Consider the following 15,730-nt stretch of genomic DNA (forward strand, 5'->3'; position numbering starts at 1 on the left):
CGATCACGCTGCGCAGCCCGCTGCCTGGCGCCATGGAATTGAAAAACTTCGAGAAAGAGCTGTCGTGCAAGTTGCATCCTCCATCTTCAAGGCCTATGACATTCGCGGCATCGTGCCGTCGACACTGACTGAAGACGTCGCCCGTGGCATCGGCCGCGCATTCGGCATGGCAGCGCTGGTCGCCGGTGAAAAAACCGTGGCGGTTGGGCGTGATGGCCGTCTGTCGGGTCCCGCGCTGTCGGCCGCATTGATGCAGGGCCTGACCGAGGTGGGCGTGAATGTGATCGACATCGGCCTGGCCACCACCCCCATGCTCTACTTTGCCGCCGCCACCTTGTGCACCAGCGGCATCCAGGTGACGGGCAGCCACAACCCCAACGATTACAACGGCTTCAAGATGGTGCTCGCAGGCCGCGCCATTTATGGCGATGAAATCCAGGCCCTGCGCGTGCGCATGGAAACGGAGGACTGGACGATTACCGGTGCCGGACAGATCAGCCGGGCCGATGTGCTGGCCGATTACACCGCCCGCATCGTGGGCGACGTGAGGCTCGCGCGGCCCATGAAGATTGTGGTGGACTGCGGCAACGGCGTGGCAGGTGCATCGGCTCCCGCCATCTTCCGTCAGCTGGGCTGCGAGGTGATCGAGCTGTTCTCTGAAGTCGACGGCAACTTCCCCAATCATCATCCCGACCCCAGCAAGCCCGAGAACCTGCGCGATGTGATCCATGCCCTGCAGACCAGCGATGCCGAGCTGGGTCTGGCTTTTGACGGTGACGGCGACCGCCTGGGCATTGTGACCAAGGACGGCCAGAACATCTTCCCCGACCGTCAGATGATGCTGTTCGCCAAGGATGTGCTTTCGCGCGTGCCCGGCGGCTCCATCGTGTTCGACGTCAAGTGCACCCAGCGTCTGGCACCCGAGATCGAAGCGGCCGGCGGCAAGGCCGTGATGTACAAGACCGGCCATTCGTTGGTCAAGGCTCGCATGAAGGAGCTGGGCGCGCCGCTGGGCGGCGAGATGAGCGGCCATATCTTCTTCAAGGAGCGCTGGTACGGCTTTGACGATGGCACTTATGCGGGCTGCCGTCTGCTCGAAATCGTCAGTCGCGAAACCGACCCCAGCGCACTGCTTAACGCACTGCCCAGCAGCTTCTCCACGCCCGAGCTCAATGTGGCTTGTGCCGAAGGCGAGCCCCATCGTCTGGCGGCCGAGCTGCAGGCGCTCGCTGCCACGGAGTTTGCTGAACCTGCCCGGGTCAGCACCATTGACGGCCTGCGCGTGGACTGGGCCGACGGCTTCGGCCTGATCCGCGCCAGCAACACCACGCCGGTGCTGGTGCTGCGCTTTGAAGGCCATACACAGCAAGCCTTGCAGCGCATAGAAGCGCAGATGCTGGCCTTGCTCAAGCGCGTCAAGCCCGACGCTCAGGTAGGCGCTTCCGCGCACTGACCGAAGCAGCGCTCAAGCATGGCCAAACCGGCTCCCATGAGCTTTGCCCGTGCGCTGTTCAGTGCGCTGGCCTGGGCGGTGCAGCCGCTGCTGTGGCGCAAGCTGCGTCGCAGAGCTCGGGCTGAACCGGGATACGGCGTCGCCGTGCCTGAACGCTTCGGCCATTACCAGCCAGCAGATCTGGGGCGCGATGGACGCGGCCGTTGGGTGTGGATTCATTCGGTGTCGCTGGGCGAGACCCGGGCTGCTGCCATTCTGATCAAGGCCTTGCGCGAGCGCATGCCGGCGATGCGTCTGCTGCTGACGCACAGCACTGCGACTGGGCGAGAGGAGGGCGCAAAGCTGTTGCACCCGGGCGATGTGCAGGTCTGGCTGCCCTGGGACTCCCTGAGTGCCACCAGGCGTTTTGTCGCGCAGTTCCGGCCTGCCGTGGGCGTGCTGATGGAAACCGAGATCTGGCCGAATCTGATTGCGGCCTGTGCCAACACGGGCATTCCTCTGGCCCTGGCCAATGCACGCCTCAACGAAAAATCCGAAGCGGGCGCCTTGAGAGTCAGGCCCCTGTCTCGCCCCGCGTACGCCGCACTGGCTGCCGTCTGGGCGCAGACCGAGGCCGATGCCAAGCGCCTGCGCAATGTAGGCGCCAGCGTGGATGCGGTGCTGGGCAATCTCAAATTCGACGTGCAGCCCGATACTGCCCAGATCGCCCGGGCAGGCCAATGGCGCGCAGAACTGGCACGCCCCGTACTGCTGTTTGCCAGCAGCCGCGAGGGCGAGGAAGCGATGTTCATCGATGCGCTCAAGGCCCTGGGCGATGCTGCAGCGGCGGTGCAATGGCTGGTCGTTCCGCGTCACCCTCAGCGCTTTGACGAGGTGGAGAGCTTGCTGGGCAAGGCGGGCTTTGCTGTTTCGCGGCGCAGCCAGTGGGAGCAGAGGCCTCCCATGCAGTCCGGCGCGATCTGGCTTGGAGACTCGCTGGGCGAGATGCCCCTGTATTACGGCCTGGCAGCGGCAGCCCTGATGGGCGGGAGTTTTGCACCGCTGGGTGGGCAGAACCTGATCGAGGCGCTGGCCTGTGATTGTCCCGTGATACTCGGGCCGCATACCTTCAATTTCAGTCAGGCCTCCGAGCAGGCGCTGCATGCCGGAGCAGCCCTGGGCGTGGAGACTATGGGAGCGGGCTTGTGCCAGGCCCTGGATCTGGTGGCCAAGCCAGATCGTCTGCAGGCTGCCGTACAAAGCTGCCGCCAGATGGTGCTGGGCAATCGGGGTGCGGCCGCGGCCACGGCCGAGGCGATTCAAGCGTTGATGGATGCTCCTTGATCAGGAGCATATGGTGCCCTATGGGTAAAGGTTTGGCGTCGATAAGACGTTAAACCCTGGAAGCCTGTTTCTCGACCGGTCTTAGCGCTTGAGCGTTCTGGCTGCAGGCTTTGCAGCAGCCATGCCGCTTGTGACCGCCGGCCTGGCTGCGGCAGCCGGGGCAATACTGGGCGTGCGCGTCAGTGCGTCGATCATGCGCAGATCATCGTCAGTAAGCACTCCCGCGGCCTGGCGCAACTTGAGCTGGCCAAGCAGCACCTGATAGCGCGCATTGGCCAGGTCGCGCTCGGTCTGGTAGACCTGACTCTGGGCATTGAGCACATCGATATTGATACGCACGCCAACCTCATAACCCATCTTGTTGGCTTCCAGCGCACTCTGGCTGGAGGCGAGAGCTGCTTCCAGCGCCTTGACCTGAGCCTGGCCGGACTGCACGCCGAGGAAGGCCGTGCGCGTAGCCTGCTCCACGCTGCGGCGGGCATCGTCGAGCTGGGCGCGGGCTTTTTCCTCCAGCGCCACGGTTTCCCGGATGCGGTTCTGCACCGCAAAGCCCGCAAACAGCGGCATGTTCATGACCACGCCGATCTGGGCTGCGTTGGTGCGATAGCTCAGGGGAATGGATGGAGTCATGGAGCCGTTGGGATAACGGTTGACCACATAACCGGCCTGCAGGTCCACGGTGGGCTTGTGGCCGGCCTCGGCCTTCTGCGTGTCCAGCCTGGCGATGTCCAGGGCCAGCTGGGCCTGACGCAACTGGGGCTGGGCCGCCAGTGCCTTGTCCACCCAGTCTTGCATATTGTCGGGCTCCACCCTGGGCAGGGTCAGCGGCGCAGCCAGCGGTGCGGGCTGAATGCCGACGCGGCCCACGAGCTGATCCAGGGCTACGCGCTTGACCTGCAGGTCATTTTGCGCAGCGATTTCCTGGGCCGTGACCAGATCGAAGCGTGACTGGGCTTCGCGTGAATCGGTGATGGTGGCCGTGCCAACTTCGAAATTGCGCTTGGCCATCTCGAGCTGGGTGCTGATGGCCTGCTTTTGCGACTGGGCCACCTGCACGCTGTCCTGGGCCGCCAGCACATCGAAATAAGCCTGGGACACACGCACGATCAGGTTCTGCGCAGCCGCATCCAGCTGAGCCTGGGCCACATCCACGCCGCGCTGCCCCTGCTCGTAGGCAATCTTGTTGGCAGGACGGTACAGCGGCTGCTGGGCGCTGAGCTGCACGTTCTGCTGTGTGTTGTTGAAGCTGCTGGCCATGCCGGGTATGGGCACGGAGGTATGGATGTCCACATGGGTGCGGTTGGCACCCGCTGACAGCCCCACGTTGGGCAGCAGCCCGGACAGGGCCTGATCGGCACGGCTGGCAGCCGCTCTCGCATCGGCTTGCTGGGCCTGCCATGAAGCGTCATAGCCGCGTGCCTGGGCCACCAGCTCTGACAAGGTCTGCGCCTGTGTCTGAGCGCCGGCCCATGCCAGCAAAACTCCCAAGGAAATGGCACGCAGAGCGTGGGCGGAGGGGGCTTGCAGAGGCCTGGGCAGCTTGGTCATAGATGTCAGGTTTGGGCGGTCTCGATCACAACGGGGAACTCAACAGGCAGGAGGCGGGGATGTCGGACGGTCTCAGTAACGGGGGACGCTGGGGTCTGCGCTGAGCGACCAGGCATCAATGCCGCCGGTGATGTTGCTGACGTCCTCAAAGCCGTTGTTGACCAAAAAAGCGGCCACGCTCATGCTGCGCGCGCCATGGTGGCACAGGCAGGCGACAGGGTGGTCGGGGTTCAGCTCCTGCAGACGGCCGGGGATATCGTGCATGGGAATGCAGCGCAGCTCGAAGCCTTCACCGGGCTGGATGCTGGCCAGGGTGACTTCCCAGGGCTCGCGCACATCCAGCACCACAGGCTTGATGCCATTCGCGGCATGAGAGGCCAGCCATTGCTGGAATTGGGCGGGCAAGACCTGGGTCAACATAAAAACTCCTGGTGGCCGGCCGTCGAATCTGCGGGCCGGCCCTGACACTGAAAGACAGGCCCTGCCGGATGCACCGATGGGTCAGGGTGCAGGAAGCAGGGCGAACGCAACAAGCGTTTAGAACGAGAAGCGCGAAGGCTCTTCAAAACCCACGAGGCGCGTGGCAGCGGTATCCCAGGGTTGCTGGACTTCGAAATTGCTGCCGTTCTTGGTCACCAGCGTGAAGCGCATCACGGGCATGTGACCGACGATGGCGGCAATGCGGCCACCTTCGTTGAGCTGGGCGTAAAGGGCATCGGGAACCTGTGCCACCGAGCCGCTGAGCACGATCACGTCAAACGCGCCCTGCGCCAGGGAAGCTGTGGCACCGTTGGCCAGCTTGACTTCGACATTCTTGACGCCGGCGCTGAGCAGATTCTCACGGGCCATTTCGGCCAGCTCGGGATCGATCTCCAGCGTCACGACTTCCTTGGCCTGGGCGGCCAGCAGGGCTGCCATGTAGCCGGATCCGGTGCCGATCTCGAGAACGCGGTCGGTGGGCTTGATCTTCACGTCTTGCAGCATGCGCGCTTCGATCTTGGGTGCCAGCATGTGCCAGCCTTTGGCGGCAGCTTCTTCGGCAGTGCCCTTCAGGGGGACTTCAATGTCCATATAGGCCATGTTCGCGTACTCGGGCGACACATAGTCTTCACGGTGGACCTTGCCCATCAGCTCCAGCACGGATTCGTCCAGCACATTCCAGGGGCGGATTTGCTGTTCGATCATGTTGAAACGAGCCTGCGCGTGCACATCGCGCGGGTCCACTTGGGCATTCATTGGCAGGGCCATGGTATCTCCGGGGAAAGACTTATCAGGACAAACCATCGATTCTACGAGCCTCGGAGGCTTCGTGCGGCGGCTCAGCGCTTTTTGAGGGGGCGCCAGACCATTTACGGCGCATCCAGTTGGCAAAATCATCGAGATAGCAGTACACCACAGGCACCACGACCAGGGTCAGCAGCGAGGAAGTGATGACGCCGCCGATCACGGCCTGACCCATGGGCGCGCGTTGCTCGGAGCCTTCGGTGACCGCAAAGGCCAGCGGCACCATGCCGAAGATCATGGCCAGCGTGGTCATCAGGATCGGGCGCAGGCGCACGCGGGCCGCCAGCAGCAGGGCTTCATTGCGCGGCAGGCCTGGCTCGGTCTGGCCGCTGGCCTCGTTGGTTCGGGGTTCGCGGGCTCGGATGGCAAAGTCCACCAGCAAAATGGCGTTCTTGGTCACCAGGCCCATGAGCATGACCACGCCGATGATGGAGAACATGGACAGGGCCGAGCCAAACATCATCAGGGCCAGCACCACGCCTATAAGTGTCAGGGGCAGCGAGGTCATGAGTGCCAGGGGCTGGAGAAAGCTCTTGAACTGGCTGGCCAGAATCATGTAGATGAAGATGATGGCCAGCATCAGCGCGGAAATCGCGTAGCCAAAGGATTCGGCCATGTTCTTGGCCGCGCCGCTGAACTGGTAGCTGTAGCCGGGCGGCATGGGAATGGTGGCCAGCGCCTGCTTGATATCGGCCGTGACCTCGCCCGTGCTGCGCAGATAGACATTGGCGTTGATGGCGACCTCGCGGTTGAGATTGCGGCGGTTGATCTGGCTGGGGCCAGTGCTGTCCACCACGCTGGCAACCTGGTTGAGGCGCACGATGCGCATGCTGCCATCTCCGGTCGCCAGTGCAAACGGCAGGCGCTCCAGGTCCTGTGGCGTGGTGCGCGCCTCGGGCTCGAGCCGCACATTCACGTCATAGGTCTGGTCATCGCTGGCCCGCCAGTTGCCCACGGTCTGGCCGGCCACCCAGGTGCGCAGCGCGCCGGCCATATTGCCTATCGACAGGCCCAGATCGGCCGCGGCATCGCGATGGACCTCGATATTGACCATGGGCTTGTTGGGCTTGAGGCTGGAGTCCAGATCAACCAGCCCCGGAATATCGTTGATGCGCTCCTGCACGATCTGGCTCAGGCGGGCCAGTTCGTCAAGATCTGGGCCCATGAGCGAGAACTCGACCTGCTTTTGCCCGCCCACGGCCTCGCGCAGGCCCACATGGGTGAGCTTGATGCCTGCAATCGCCTGCAACCTGGGGCGCAGATAGGCCGAGATCTCGTCCACATTGCGGCGGCGCTGATGACGGTCAACCAGTCGCACATAGATATTGGCGTAGTTCTTGCCGTTGGCATTGCCGGTGTTGATGGTGGTCAGTGTGTAGCGCACCTCGGGCAAGGCGCGCAATATGTCCGTCACCTGCCTGGCCTTGGCTTCGGTGGCCTCGATCGAGGAGCCTTCGGGGGTGTTGAAGCTGATCGAAGTTTCCGAAAAATCCGCCTTGGGCACAAACTCGGTGCCAAGCAAGGGTACAAGAGCGATACTTGCTATGAAAATAATGAATGCCAGCGCCAGGGTGAGCAGCTTGTGGGCCAGCGACCAGCGCAGTATGCCCTGGTAGAAGTTCGAGAGCCGATCGCTCATGCGCTCCACCCAGGCCGTCACGCGCCCCAGCGTGCGGTCGTACAGGCTTTTGCTGCCATGTTCGCCGTGGGCGTGGATCGCCGGGTCATGCCAGACACTGGAAAGCATGGGGTCCAGCGTGAAGCTGACGAACATGGAGATCAGCACGGCCGCCACGATGGTGATGCCGAACTCATGGAAGAACTGCCCGATGATGCCGCCCATAAAGCCTATGGGCAGAAATACGGCGACGATAGAAAGCGTGGTGGCGAGCACGGCCAGCCCGATCTCCTGCGTGCCTTCCATGGCGGCCTGATAGGCGTTCTTGCCCATCTGCACATGGCGCACGATGTTCTCTCGCACCACGATGGCATCGTCGATCAGCAGGCCCACGCACAGCGAGAGCGCCATCAGCGTGACCATATTGATGGAAAAGCCGAACCAGTACATGAAGAGGAAGGTGCCGATCAGCGCGATGGGCAGTGTCAGCCCCGTGATCACCGTGGAACGCCAGGAGTTCAGGAACAGGAACACGATGAGCACCGTGAGCAAGGCACCCTCGATCAGCGTCTGGCGCACGTTGTCCACGCCCACGCGGATGGCGCGCGAGTTGTCGGCAATCGCCTGCAGGCGCACGCCCGGCGGCAGCTCGGGGGCGATGGCCTTGATCGCTGCATTCAGGCCGTCGACCACCTCGATGGTGTTCTCGTCCTGGGCCTTTTGCACGGACATCAGCAGGGTACGGCTGCCGTTGTAGAGTGCCAGGGTCTGCAGCTCCTGCGCATCGTCTTGCACGCGGGCTAACTGGCCGACGCGGATCGGAGCGCCGTTGCGGTAGGCCACGATGATGCGGGCGAATTCCTCGGGGCGCTGGATGCGGGCATCGATCTGCACCACGCGTTCCTGAGCCTTGGAGCGGATCGCCCCCACAGGCAGATCCTGGTTCTCGGCACGTACCGCCTGGGCAACCTGCTCGGGGGTGATGGCGTAGGCCTCGAGCGCCCGTGGGTCCAGATAGACATTGATCTCGCGTTTGGTGGCTCCCACCAAGTTCACGGCGCCCACGCCGCGCACGTTCTCCAGCCGCTTTTTCAGCACCTGGTCAGCCCAGCTGGTCAGCGCAATCGCATCGGGCGGCGTTACGCTCTGGCCATCGGGGGCGGTCTCGCCGTGCAGGGCATGGGGGTCTGGCAGCACGGCCAGCGACCACACTGCCGTGCTGGCCGGGTCGAAACGGATGACACGCGGTTCCTTGACCTCATCACGCAGAGTGGGGCGTACCGAGGCGACCTTCTCGCGCACATCGTCGGCAGCGCGGCGACCGTCTATATGCAGCTGGAATTCGATGATGACGACGCTGGTGCCTTCGTAGCTGCGCGAGGTCAGGGCATTGATGCCCGCGACCGAGTTGACGGCTTCTTCGATCTTTTTGGTGACCTCGCTCTCCACGATCTCGGGCGAGGCTCCTGGATACTCGACCGTGACTACCACCACGGGGAATTCGATGTTCGGAAACTGGTCGACCTTGAGCCGCTGGTAGGAAAAAACGCCCAGCACCACAAAGGCCAGCATGAGCATGGTGGCCAGCACCGGGTTTTTCAGGCTGATGCGCGTGAACCACATTTATGGGCTCCCGGGACGATCTGCATCCGCCCCCTTGGCGCCGGGGACAGCAACCGCAGCTGGGCTCGTCGCTTCGACCAGCGTGCCTTCACGCAGACCGCCGGTGCTGCCGGCCAGTATCCGGTCGCCCGCATCCAGGCCCTTGAGGATCTGCACCCAGGTAGCACCTTCATGGGCGGACTGGCGCCCCAGTTCCACGGTCTTGTGGACCACGCGAAGCTCTGTGCGGCCGGCCATCTGCTGGGCCGGCTCCGGTGCGACTGCAGTCACGGCCAGCTTGCCGGCTTGCAGCACCTGTACATAGGGCAGGGGCTTGTCGGTGCGCACGGCGGCCAGAGGCACGGCTAGCTGGCTGTCCTTGCCGGTCAGTATGCTTCCCTGCAGAAACAGGCCGGGACGCAACTGGGGTGAACGCTGACTGCTATTATTTTTGGTAGCCTCGTCCTCTTGTACCGCCAGATAGGCCGCCACCGTGCGCGAGCCGGTCTGGGCGCTGGGATTGATGCGCACCACCTTGGCGCTGATGGCCTTCATGTCCTGGGGAGCACCGGGCACTTGCAGCTCGGCCATCTGGCCGACCTGGACCTGCACCGAATCGGCAGGGGCCAACTGGGCCATGATTTCCAGCTTGGCCGGATCGACGACTTCGACGATGCGCGCTTCCACACCGACACGCTCGCCGTTCTGGACAAAGCGTTGGGCGATTTGTCCGCTCATGGGGCTGGTGATGACGGCGTCGGTGACGGACTTGCGGGCCGCGTCGGCGGCAGCCTGGGCGGCGGCCAGATTGGCGCGGGCCGAATCTAGGTTGGCCTGAGAGGTCAGCAGCGCCGTGGTGGAGATAAAGCCTTTTTGCACCAGGGTCGCATTGTTGTCCTGGTTGCGCTGGGCAATTGCCAGCTGGGCTCTGGAAGCGTCGGCCTGCTGCTGGGCCTGGCGCCAGCGTGCCTCGGCCTCCGTGGCGTCGACGCGCGCCAGCTGCTCGCCCTTGCGGACGCTATCGCCTTCGCGCACTGTCAGGCCGCGCAGCTCGCCCGCGACATAGGCCTTGACCACGGCCGAGTTCACCGCCTGAACCACACCGTTGAGCGGAACGCTCAAAGCAAGCTGAAGGGGCTGGACCGTCAGAACCTCCTGGGCAGTCAGCTGTATAGGCAGCTCCTGCGGAACCGCAGCATGGTTCGTGGCCTGTTTTTTATGCTGCAGATTGACGACTGCGCGCCAGCCTATGACGACCAGCAAGCCGATGAGGGCCAGACTCAAGGCCCAGCGGCCGGAACGCTTCATGGTTTGTATCCCTCTGAGGCAGGTTTTTCTGTTCTATGCGCCACATGGTAGGTGCGCCAGACATGGCTTGTATTGCAAAGCAGCAAGCAGTGTAGTGGGCGCTCCGCAGCATAGCGGGGCCGCAATCGCTGTCATTGGTGAAAATGGGTAGTTGATTTGAGCTACGCTTGACGCGTCTTAAAAAACAAGGAGCCGGTGATGGCAGCGGAAACCATTTATCTGGGCGGAGGTTGCTTCTGGTGCACCGAAGCCGTCTTCGACCGTGTGCGCGGAATAGTCGATGTGGAGAGCGGCTATGCCAATGGTCACCTGGATCATCCCAGCTACGACGATATCTGCACCGGACAGACCGGCCATGCCGAGGTGGTGAAGCTCGACTTCGACCCCGCGCTCATCAGCTTGCGCGATGTGCTGCTGATCTTCTTCGGCACTCATGATCCGACCACTCTGAACCGCCAGGGCAACGACGTGGGCACGCAGTACCGCAGCGCAATCTTCACCACCGATGCGCAGCAAACGGCCGAGGCGCAGGCATTGCTGCAGGAAATGCAGAACGAAAAAGCATTTGATGCGCCGATAGTCACCCAGATCGAGCCCCTGACCAACTATTGGCCCGCCGAAGACTACCACCAGGACTATTTTCTGCAGCACCCTGGCCAGGGGTACTGCGCTTTCGTGGTCGGCCCCAAGGTGCAGAAATTCCAGAAAGCGTTCTCACGCTGGCTCAAGGATTAAACCTGGCTTTCAGCGCATGGCCCGGAGTGCAGATACACTTTGCAACCCTTGGCCGCTTTCGCACCGTCCGAGATCGATTGAGCCCCTAACGTGTCACTCCACTCCCATCTGCCCCGACCCCGCCGCTCAGCCCCTGCTGACGGTCGCCTGTGTCTGCGCGAAATCTGGGTGATGCGCTGGCTGATGGGCCTGCTGGCCCTGGCCATGGTGCTGGGGCCGACACTGGGCCAGATGCACCGTGCCGTTCACCTGGGCAGCGCGCCCGGTGGCAAGGTCCATGCGGTGCACAGCCATGCGGCCCCCGCGCTATCGGCAGCCTCGGCCGAAGCGATGGGAGATTGTCCGGCCGACCGCGGCAACTGCGCCTCGGACCTTTCCTGGGTGCATGCGCTGTTTGCCGGTCACGGACCGGCAGAATGCCAACTGCTCGACCAGGCCAATCATGGCTATGCCGGGCCTGTGGCCGTGCTCGCTTTCAGTGCGCCGCCACCTGACAGTTTCATTCCCCGGCCTTTTGCTCCCGCGCCCAGAGCCGTCTTTATTGCAGCGCCATTGGCTGCCCGCGCGCCCCCTCTGTCTCTCAGCTTCCTGGCCTAGGTAGGAGCCATGCTGCGGCATGGTTTGCCTCCTACACCAGAAACTTCAGAATTGATAGCTGTAAGCGCTTTATTCATAAGCGATTCAGTCTATTTTTATTGAATTTTCGTGCGTACCATCTTTGATGGTCTGCTTACGCACGGTTGTTTGTGGAACTGAGATGTATCAACGTTTTTCGAATTCTTCCGCCCATTCCTTGCGCCGCTCCCCCAAGTCGGCTCTGGCCCGCGCCATAGAGGCGCTGCAGCCGGCAGGGCGCGGACTGGCCCTGGGTACGGGCCTGGGCCTGCTGGCCTGCTCACCCCTGGTCTTTGCGCAGTCCGAGGCGGCCAAGCAGGAGTCCAGCCTGGCAGAGGTGACCGTGTCGGCGACCGGCATGGCCGCCGGCGATATGGCCACGCCCGTCCAGGTGCTCGGCGAAGAGGAACTGCGTCTGCGCCGCGCTGCAACCCTGGGCGAGACCCTGGCGGCCGAGCCCGGCATCAATGCCAGCCATTTCGGCGCAGGAGCCAGCCGGCCCGTGATTCGCGGCATGGATGGCGCGCGGGTCTCTGTGCTCAGCGATGGTTCGGAGTTGCTCGATGCATCGACCGTCAGCCCTGACCATGCGGTGACCACCGAGCCTTTGCTGGCCAGGCAGATCGAAGTGCTACGCGGCCCTTCGGCCTTGCTTTACAGTCCTGGCGCCATGGGTGGCGTGGTGAATGTGCTGGATGGCAAGATTCCGACCCAGGCGCCCGAGAAGGGCCTGGAAGGTTCGGCCGAGGTGCAGGCCGGCACGGCTGCAGGCATGTCAGCAGGTGCGTTCTCCCTGACCACGGCCACACCGCTGAAGAACGATAACGGGCAGCTGGTGCTGCATGCGGAAGGCGTGGCGCGCAACGCGGGAGACTATCGCGTGGGCAGCGGCTGGGGCCAGAGCAAGGTTCCGGGCAGCTTCAGCCGTGGCAACACGGGCAGCGTGGGCCTGTCCTGGGTAGGCAATCAAGGCTACCTGGGCCTGGCCTATACGCGTCAGCAGGCCAAGTACGGCTTGCCCGGGCATCAGCACAGCTTCGAAGGCTGCCACGCACATGGCGATCATCTGCATTGCGGCTCCCATGACGGGCACGACCATGATCATGGTCATGAGGAAAGTGGCAGCGTGCCCGTGGTCGATCTGACCAGCGAGCGCTGGGATCTGCGCGGCGAATGGCGCAAGCCCGCAGCTGGCATCGCCGCACTGCGTTTGCGTGGCGGCCTGACCAATTACCGCCATGACGAGATCGAGGACGGCAGCGTTGCCACCCAGTTCAGAAACAAGGCCCATGACCTGCGCCTGGAGATGGAGCATGAGCCCATCTCCGGCTGGCGTGGCACGCTGGGTCTGCAAACCCTCAAGCGCCGCTTCAGCGCTACCGGCGAGGAGGCCTATGTGCAGCCCACGGATACCCAGCGTCACAGCCTCTATCTGCTGGAGGAATACCGTTGGCAGGATTGGAGCTTTCAGGGAGCCTTGCGCCACGACCGCCAACGTGTGGAGGCCGAGCTGAGCAACGAGCGGCGCAGCCACAGCGCCACTTCGGCATCGCTGGGCACGGTCTGGAAGTTCCAGCCCGGCTACAGCGCATCGGCTTCGTTCACCAGCGGCAGCCGCATGCCCACGGCGGAAGAGCTGTTTGCCAACGGTCTGCACATGGCCACGGCAACCTACGAGATCGGCAATCCCAATCTGTCGCGCGAGCGCTCGCAGGCACTGGACCTGGGCCTGGCCAAGACGACCGGTGATACGACCTGGAAGCTCAATGCGTATCACTACCGCATCAATGGCTATATCTACGGCGCCACGCTGGATGCCCACGAAGGGCTGCAACTGCTGCAATACACCCAGGGCAATGCGCGCTTTACGGGTTGGGAGGCCCAGCTGAGCCAGCGCCTGAGTCGCGAGTTGAGCCTGAGCGTGTTTGGCGATGGCGTGCGTGCGCGTCTGGAAGACGGCTCGGCGCTGCCACGCATCCCGGCCTTGCGCGCGGGCCTGCGTGTGAATGCGCGTCTGGCCGGCTGGGACACCATGGCTGAATGGACCCAGGTGCTGCGCCAGAACCGTACGGCCCAGTATGAAACCCAGACGCCGGGCTACGGCATGCTGAACCTGGGCGCCAGCTACCTCTGGAAGAGCGGCGGCAACCAGTGGCAGTTCTATGTCAAGGGCCAGAACCTGACCAACCGTCTGGCCTATGCGGCAACCTCGTTCATCAAGAGTGCTGCCCCGTTGACAGGTCGCAATCTGGTGGTCGGTCTGAGAATGGACTTCTGATCCGGCTCTTGGTGAGCCAAGCCGCATCCGGCCTGGGTCCGGGCCGGATGCTACAGCTACAGCTATAGATAGTGCTGCAGATGGCGCAGGGAACGAGTGCTGTCCACACCGATCCTGGCAATCACTTCCGATTCGGGCACGCCGGCGCGCAGCCATTGCACGATGGCTGTGTTGCGCAGTACCTGCGGCCCCACGCGCTGCAGCGGAAATTTCTGGCTGTCCTCGGGCTGGGCCTGATGGGCGCGCTGGATGATCTGCGAGGCCACATGGAACAGCATGCGTACCGACAACTCGCCGCCACGGCGCGAGTAGAAGACGATATGGCTGCCGTCAATCACGGACGGCCCGCGCTGTGCGGCGCTGAATCTCCTCCAGCTTTGCAGCGCCTGGGCCACGGAGTCGGGCAGCTCAAGCAGCCGTTGCTGAGCATTTCTGCCACCTTCTATCTGCAGGTAGCGGGGCAGAGGCGATTCTCCGTTCGCAATGCTTTCCGAGCTGCCCACCCAGACCTGATCGGCACTTGAAAGCAGGTTCTTCCATAGCAGGCAGCGCACCTCCTCGGGGGCCAGAGCCATCTCGTAGAGCAGCAGCACTATGGCACGGTCGCGTGCGTCCTGATAATCGTCTGCGCTGGGAAAATGTCTTGGCAGCGATTGCCAGAGCAGGGGAGGCAGACAATGGCCCTTGCCGTCCTCGGATGGAGGGCGTTCGGCCGGCTCGATACCCGTTGCAGGGTTGGCGCCGATCCAGCCATGTTCCATCGCATGCTCATAGATACGCTCCAGCAGCCGCCAGTAGCGGCGGCGGGTGACCGGACTGATCTTGCGCTCGGGGTGGTGGTGGGCGCGTTGTCCGTCGCGTATCTGCAGGAAGCTCTGCACATCCAGCTCGCTTGCCTGATGCCAGGACTTTGAAGATCGCGGTCTGCTGGTAGGGCGCTTTTTATCGCCGATAGCAGCGTGTCCGGACAGATGCATCAACCAGGCCTGCCAGACCTTTTCGTAGTTGCCGTCTGGAGAGGTGTCCAGCGCATCCCAGCTCTTGCTGCCCTCATGCTCGAGCCAGTCGCGAAACAGCTGGCTACCGGTTGGCAAGGCGGATGGATCTGGAGACTGCTGATCCTGAGTGCTTTCTTCTTGCATAGAATGATTTTAATGTAACTTACATGATTAATTTATCACCATCAAAAAACATTCATTCAATTAGTGACAGCCTCCATGTAATCAGAGAAGAGGGCGCTTTCAGTCCAGGCGCCATCCCATTTTCATGACAGACCCATCAAACCTTAGGGCGCCAGCCGTTCGCGAACCCACTGCTGACCTTCCTGTTGGTAGCTCAGGCGGTCATGAAGCCGGCTCTTGCGCCCCTGCCAGAATTCCCAGCGCTCGGGCACCAGACGGAAACCGCCCCAATGAGCAGGCCGGGGAGGATTGAGCAAAAACTGCGCGCTGTATTTGGCGGCATTGGCTACAAGCACGCTGCGGCCGCTGATGACCTGGCTTTGCGGACTGGCCCAGGCGCCAATCCTGGAGTCAAGCGGGCGGCTGGCAAAGTAGGCATCGCTTTCCTCGGCGCTGACTTTTTCCACGCGGCCTTCGATGCGCACCACGCGCTCGAGCTCCACCCAGTGAAATTGCAGGGCCGCGAATGGATTGCCTGCCAGTTGCCGGCCCTTGCGGCTGTCGTAATTGGTGTACCAGACAATGCCGCGTTCGTCATAGCCTTTGATCAGCACGATGCGCGTGCTGGGCCGCAGGTCTTCGCTCACGGTTGCCACGGTCATGGCGTTGGGCTCGGGTACCTGGGCATTGACAGCCTCCTGCAGCCATTGATCGAACTGCTGCAGGGGATTGGGGTCGGAAGCGGATTCGCTCAACTCTGCGCGTTCATAGCTTTTGCGCAGATCGGCAATGGATGAAGATAGGCTGCTCATGCGCGTATTGTGCCCCGCTGTCAAAGCTGGCGT

The 15,730-nt window shown here is 63.0% G+C and carries 12 protein-coding genes; 5 read left to right on the forward strand and 7 right to left on the reverse strand.

All coding sequences use genetic code 11. From position 1 onward, the window contains the following. Positions 1 to 64 precede the first annotated feature (64 nt). Together O987_RS13425 and O987_RS13430 are read left to right on the forward strand one after the other, a co-directional pair. The gene (locus tag O987_RS13425; protein WP_043372805.1) at positions 65 to 1,453 is read left to right on the forward strand and encodes a phosphomannomutase/phosphoglucomutase; all 1,389 of its coding nucleotides are present in this window, start codon (positions 65 to 67) and stop codon (positions 1,451 to 1,453) included. Positions 1,454 to 1,471: 18 nt separating this feature from the next. Beyond that, positions 1,472 to 2,776, forward strand: coding sequence for a 3-deoxy-D-manno-octulosonic acid transferase (locus tag O987_RS13430; RefSeq protein ID WP_043372808.1), 1,305 nt, complete (start codon positions 1,472 to 1,474; stop codon positions 2,774 to 2,776). 81 nt (positions 2,777 to 2,857) lie between these two features. Here O987_RS13430 and O987_RS13435 read toward each other — a convergent pair whose 3' ends face one another. From O987_RS13435 to O987_RS13455, 5 genes are all read right to left on the reverse strand, one after another. Then, a complete protein-coding gene (locus tag O987_RS13435; RefSeq protein ID WP_043372811.1) occupies positions 2,858 to 4,324 on the reverse strand; it encodes a TolC family outer membrane protein in 1,467 nt (488 codons plus the stop codon). Positions 4,325 to 4,396: 72 nt separating this feature from the next. Then, positions 4,397 to 4,744, reverse strand: a complete 348-nt coding sequence (locus O987_RS13440; RefSeq protein ID WP_003055275.1) for a rhodanese-like domain-containing protein — start codon at positions 4,742 to 4,744, stop codon at positions 4,397 to 4,399. A 117-nt stretch (positions 4,745 to 4,861) separates the two neighbouring features. Then, positions 4,862 to 5,572 carry a protein-L-isoaspartate O-methyltransferase family protein gene (locus O987_RS13445; RefSeq protein WP_003055272.1) on the reverse strand — a complete coding sequence of 237 codons (711 nt, stop codon included), beginning with the start codon at positions 5,570 to 5,572 and terminating at the stop codon, positions 4,862 to 4,864. A 22-nt stretch (positions 5,573 to 5,594) separates the two neighbouring features. Continuing rightward, positions 5,595 to 8,849, reverse strand: coding sequence for an efflux RND transporter permease subunit (locus O987_RS13450; RefSeq protein ID WP_043372814.1), 3,255 nt, complete (start codon positions 8,847 to 8,849; stop codon positions 5,595 to 5,597). After that, positions 8,850 to 10,136 (reverse strand): efflux RND transporter periplasmic adaptor subunit, encoded by a 1,287-nt coding sequence (locus tag O987_RS13455; protein WP_043372816.1) that lies wholly within the window; start codon positions 10,134 to 10,136, stop codon positions 8,850 to 8,852. It lies immediately after the preceding gene. A 198-nt stretch (positions 10,137 to 10,334) separates the two neighbouring features. Between O987_RS13455 and msrA the strand changes: the two genes are divergently transcribed. From msrA to O987_RS13470, 3 genes are all read left to right on the forward strand, one after another. After that, positions 10,335 to 10,871: a peptide-methionine (S)-S-oxide reductase MsrA gene (msrA, locus tag O987_RS13460; protein ID WP_019042373.1), complete on the forward strand. Its 537-nt coding sequence runs from the start codon at positions 10,335 to 10,337 to the stop codon at positions 10,869 to 10,871. Positions 10,872 to 11,042: 171 nt separating this feature from the next. Next, complete coding sequence (locus tag O987_RS13465) at positions 11,043 to 11,468, forward strand: hypothetical protein (RefSeq protein ID WP_043372819.1); 426 nt, start codon at positions 11,043 to 11,045, stop codon at positions 11,466 to 11,468. A 160-nt stretch (positions 11,469 to 11,628) separates the two neighbouring features. Then, positions 11,629 to 13,764, forward strand: coding sequence for a TonB-dependent receptor domain-containing protein (locus O987_RS13470; protein WP_043372822.1), 2,136 nt, complete (start codon positions 11,629 to 11,631; stop codon positions 13,762 to 13,764). 62 nt (positions 13,765 to 13,826) lie between these two features. Here the strand turns inward: O987_RS13470 and O987_RS13475 are convergent, their stop codons facing one another. Continuing rightward, on the reverse strand, positions 13,827 to 14,906 hold the full coding sequence (locus tag O987_RS13475; RefSeq protein ID WP_043372824.1) for a tyrosine-type recombinase/integrase: 1,080 nt from the start codon (positions 14,904 to 14,906) through the stop codon (positions 13,827 to 13,829). 143 nt (positions 14,907 to 15,049) lie between these two features. Further along, positions 15,050 to 15,697, reverse strand: a complete 648-nt coding sequence (gene pdxH, locus O987_RS13480) for a pyridoxamine 5'-phosphate oxidase (RefSeq protein WP_043372826.1) — start codon at positions 15,695 to 15,697, stop codon at positions 15,050 to 15,052. Positions 15,698 to 15,730: the final 33 nt, after the last annotated feature.

Origin of the sequence: Comamonas testosteroni TK102 (assembly GCF_000739375.1) — a bacterium.
In the GTDB taxonomy this organism is placed as follows: domain Bacteria; phylum Pseudomonadota; class Gammaproteobacteria; order Burkholderiales; family Burkholderiaceae_C; genus Comamonas; species Comamonas brasiliensis.